The organism is Thomasclavelia cocleata (genome assembly GCF_900102365.1).
Classification (GTDB): Bacteria; Bacillota_I; Bacilli_A; order Erysipelotrichales; family Coprobacillaceae; genus Thomasclavelia; species Thomasclavelia cocleata.
Genome location: NZ_FOIN01000077.1, coordinates 1 through 4,532, shown reverse-complemented (window position 1 = coordinate 4,532; position 4,532 = coordinate 1). Strand labels below are relative to the sequence as shown.

2 protein-coding genes are annotated in these 4,532 nt (G+C 30.8%); both read right to left on the bottom strand.

What is annotated here, in order from left to right:
• Positions 1–3,382 (bottom strand): glycoside hydrolase domain-containing protein (locus tag BMW96_RS13710; protein ID WP_092357128.1); only part of this gene is annotated, 3,382 nt, incomplete at its 3' end.
• A gap of 704 nt (positions 3,383–4,086) precedes the next feature.
• A partial coding sequence (locus BMW96_RS13705) for an LPXTG cell wall anchor domain-containing protein (RefSeq protein ID WP_143050765.1) occupies positions 4,087–4,532 on the bottom strand: 446 nt, incomplete at its 5' end.

The following is a 4,532-nucleotide window of genomic DNA, read 5'->3' as shown; positions in this document are numbered from 1 at the left end:
CATATGCTTCATCTACTTCTTCCTGCATTGCATTTTCATTGTTTAATACTGTATTTGCATTTGTTAATGCTTCTTGTAATGCTGTCCAGCTTTCTTCTGTATAGTTTCCTTCTACTAACTCTGCTGTTGAATCTACTAGATCTTGTAATTCAGTCTTGTCGCCTTTTAAGAATTCTAACATATGCATTGCTACTGATAATCTTGCAAATGATGCATCTACTTCTTCTTGTGTTGCATTATCATTAGCTAAGATAGTTCTTGCTTCTTCTAATGCTGCATTGAATTCAGTTACTACTGCTGGTACTACTTTATCTAAATCTTCTGCTGTTACAGCACTAGCCATTTCTACAGCTATTTGTAATGCTATTTTATTAACAACAACTGGATCTATAGTAGAAGTATATTCACGTGCTAAATCAGAAATTGTTTTATATACTCTTTCTGTTTCAGAATGTGCTAACATTCTTTGAGCTTGGTTTGCTGCTACAGCACTTCCATATCCATTTCCACCACTTGTAGGACGTTTCATTGATTTCATTAATTCATCAATTTCAACATTCAATTCTTCACTTTGTTCTTGTAAATATTTTGCTTTTGCTACATCACGTATACCTTGTTTAAACATTTCATAACGTGGTGTACTATAGAAAGATGCATTGTAATCTTCATCAATTTCATCTCTTTCCATAGGATAAATGAACCATCCATCTCCTGGTTCCCAATAACGATATGAAATATTTCCATGCATATCGTATACATAGTTATCCCATGCCCAACGCATATATCCATCTGTTCCAAGTGTCATTGTATACCACATATTCCAATAATTATCACCTGGATCACTAAGGATAAAGTTACTTGGATAATCACCTGTACATGTATAATAAGTAGTTGTTAACCCTAACTCATTACGATGTTTAGATAATGCATTCATTTGACTAACATTAGTGTTACCTAAATTAATAGAAATGTCATCTATACGATCTGTAAAATCATAATACTCAGGTGCTGAATAATTTAATGCAGATGAAACTTTAAAATGTTTTCCATTTTCATCCGTAACAGATTCAATCATTTCAACTGCTGGTTCTAACTGACTTAATCCTCTTTCATCCATAGAGATATATGTAATACCAAACCATCCTTTTTCTTTCGAATGATTCATGAAATCTGTCAAGAAAGATTCCCAAACTTCTGTCCAATCAGTTGCTCCAGGTGTATATGATTTCTTTACTGTTTTTCCTGTTGCTTCGTCATAGTAAGCAATTTGATTATTCCATGGCACTATACTATAACATTTAATTTGTCCTACTCCATTGTCTGGATCTATTACTCCACACTCTATTTGGAAATTAATCCATGCATCATACCATGTATAATCAAATTCAAATGTTCCATCTGTTTTCTTTGTCCATTTTACCATTGATGGATCATTATAGTATGATTGATGATTCCATGCTTCTTCAACTATATTTGCTACTACATCATGTCCACCCATAGCAGCATATTCTTTCATTGAAGCACGCATTAAGTTAAAATGTCTTTCTGTGAAATAGAAATCTTCTGCCAGTTCGTTTGAAATTCCTCCAGATGGATTTTGACCCAATCCTAAGTAGTAATTTGCTACTGAGAATGGATGTTGCCAAATTTGAATTTCTGTTGCTTCTGGTTTAGGTTGTACTAAGTTAAGTACTTCTACTGTATATTTAAGCTCAAATGGCTGTTTTAATCCATCAGCACTTACATTAATCATTCCTGTATATGTGCCAGCTGCTATATCCTCTGGTACTGTAATTTGCACCCATGCAAACTGTACATCATTTGCAGAAATATCTTTAGTTCCACCCTGATGAATAACATCTGGGAAATTTTTTATAGGCGCAGAACTATTTCCACGTCCAATATTAGCTGCAACTTCTTTTAACCATTTAATATCAATATTTTCTTTTGAAAGTTTTGAGCCATTTTCACTAACTAAGTCAGATGCACTAATTTCTACATTTTTTACATCTTTTCCTAATGTTGCAACAACAACTTTTGAATTAACAACATCACCTTTCCATGCTGTTCTTTCAAAACTACTACGAGTTTCTGTTACAAGATCTTCATACTCATCTTCTGTATCTAAAATCTTTTCATTACCAACATATGCATTCATAAAAGCAATAGCTGGATCTACTGTTACAGTAGCTTGTACATAAACATCTTTATCTTCCACTGAACGAGCAGTGATTATTGCTGTTTGCTTAGTATCAATACTGGCAGCTGTAACAACCCCATCTTCAACAGTCACAACATCAACATTACTACTTTCCCAAGTAATTTCTTTATTATTTGCTACCCATGGTTCAACAGAAGCAGTAAACTCTGCACTTCCTCCTGGTATCAAAGTAACTTCATTACGATCTAAAGATATAGAAGTAGCAGCAATTTCTTCATGATAAATTTTCAAATAATCTAACTGAATTGCCATTTCTTGCTGATCTTTTAATTCAACTTTCATGACATGTTCACCATTTTCTAATTCAGGTGATGTATAAATTAATTGTTGATTAACACGACTTGTTGCTGTAGCATTAGCTTGCCCTGCATCTTCCCCATCAATTGTTACATTATATACTCCATGTCCTGGATCAACACTTGCCCAAATTTCTGCTTTTGTTCCAATAAAACGAATTTCATAAGAATCTCCATTATGTGCATAGTGTTCATAACCATCATGGAATTGTGGATAATATGTTGAACCTCCAGACCATACTCCATTATATTTTACTTTAAATAATTCGTCTGTTTCAGTTATCTGCATATCCTCTACAATTGAATAGCCAGGAAATTCTTCTACTACGCCTTGACTTCCAAAAGCTTTTGCATAAACAAACTGTACACCATATACACTACCAGATCCTGTTGAACTTGCATTTCTTTTCTCTAATACTGTAATTAGAGCTTTATGATCACCTGCTGGTAGTACATCACTTTCATATAATTTTTTCTCAGTTATAGTCTGAGCAGAATAAGCATCACATTCAATTGCTTCACCATCATCAATACTTACACTAAACATTGCATGATTAGCAGCTGCTTTTCCATAAAGTTCAAGTTTAGTTCCACTAAAATTAATCTCTAATGTAGCTCCTGCACTATTACTCCAATGTTCAGTCACTTCAGGTTTACCACTGCCATCAGACCATGATCCCCATCCGCCATTGTTTGCATCATTATTACCAGAATAAACAAATCTAGAATCAGTGTCATCAATAATTTCATATTCTTCATCATCTATTACCGCCTGTATTCCAGCTATCTTATTTAAGGATAAAAATGATACAACACAACAAATAGCAAGAAATAATTTAAATGCTATTATACTTGTTTTTCTCATAAAAACCTCCTCCTGTGATTTTTTACTTTAATTACACAAAAAACTATTCTTTCCATTATAATTTAAAAAGAACATAATAATCCATTTAATAAAATAATATATATATTATTTATAAACATCTGAGAAAATTGTTTAAATTAATATTTTTTATATTGTTACATTATAATTATCCACTATACATATTTATAATTTCCATCATCTTCAAATCTTTATTAATAATTAAAAATTTTAACTTATTGAATAACTTTACAAGAAACTAGAATATTTTTTTAATATATTACTAAAAACTTATCTTAAAAATTTCATCATAATTTATCAAAAAATAAAATATATTTCTTCAATTAAAAACTACAAATTTTGTATTAATGAAACCCAATGATACAAAAATAATATTTTATAAACTTCTTATATTCAATATTTTCATGTAACCAATTTTATAATCACAAAATTATTATATATTATTTTCAAGAAAATAGATTTGTAGTTTTATATTAAATATTTACACTTTTTAATCCTACTTTTTACAACCTAATATTTATACCTTTTTATTAAATCAAAAAATAACTTGATATAATTATTAGCTTAATACTATATCATTCTATTCCTGTTAAACCCCATACTAAATAACATAAAAATTAACACTAAAACAAAAAGACAATATCTCTAGATATTAAACTAGACATTGTCTTTTTTATTTAAATTTATTAATCTTCTTTTCTTCTTAATAAACTTAGTCCTGCTAAACTTAACATTGTTAATCCTGCAAAGATTCCAGTTAAACCATTATCTCCAGTTTTTATACTTACTGTTGTATCTCCTGGTTTTACTGGTGTACTAGTATCTACTGTATTTCCTGGTTTTGCTACTAATCCTTCTATTGCTTTTGTTAAAGCTTTCTCTGCAGCTTTTACTTCTGCCTCACTTGCTTCTGGATCTTCTAATACTGCCTGTGCTTTTATTACTTCATTTTCTACTACTGCCCATGTATTAGCTGTATAACTTGCAGCATTTAACCCATTTGCCTTATTGATTAAATCTGCCAATAAATCTTTATTTGGTTTTAATCTTAAGTTCAAATATGCTCTTGTTAATGCATCACATGCTTCATCTACTTCTGCCTGTGTTGCTTTTTCATTTCCTAATACTTCTT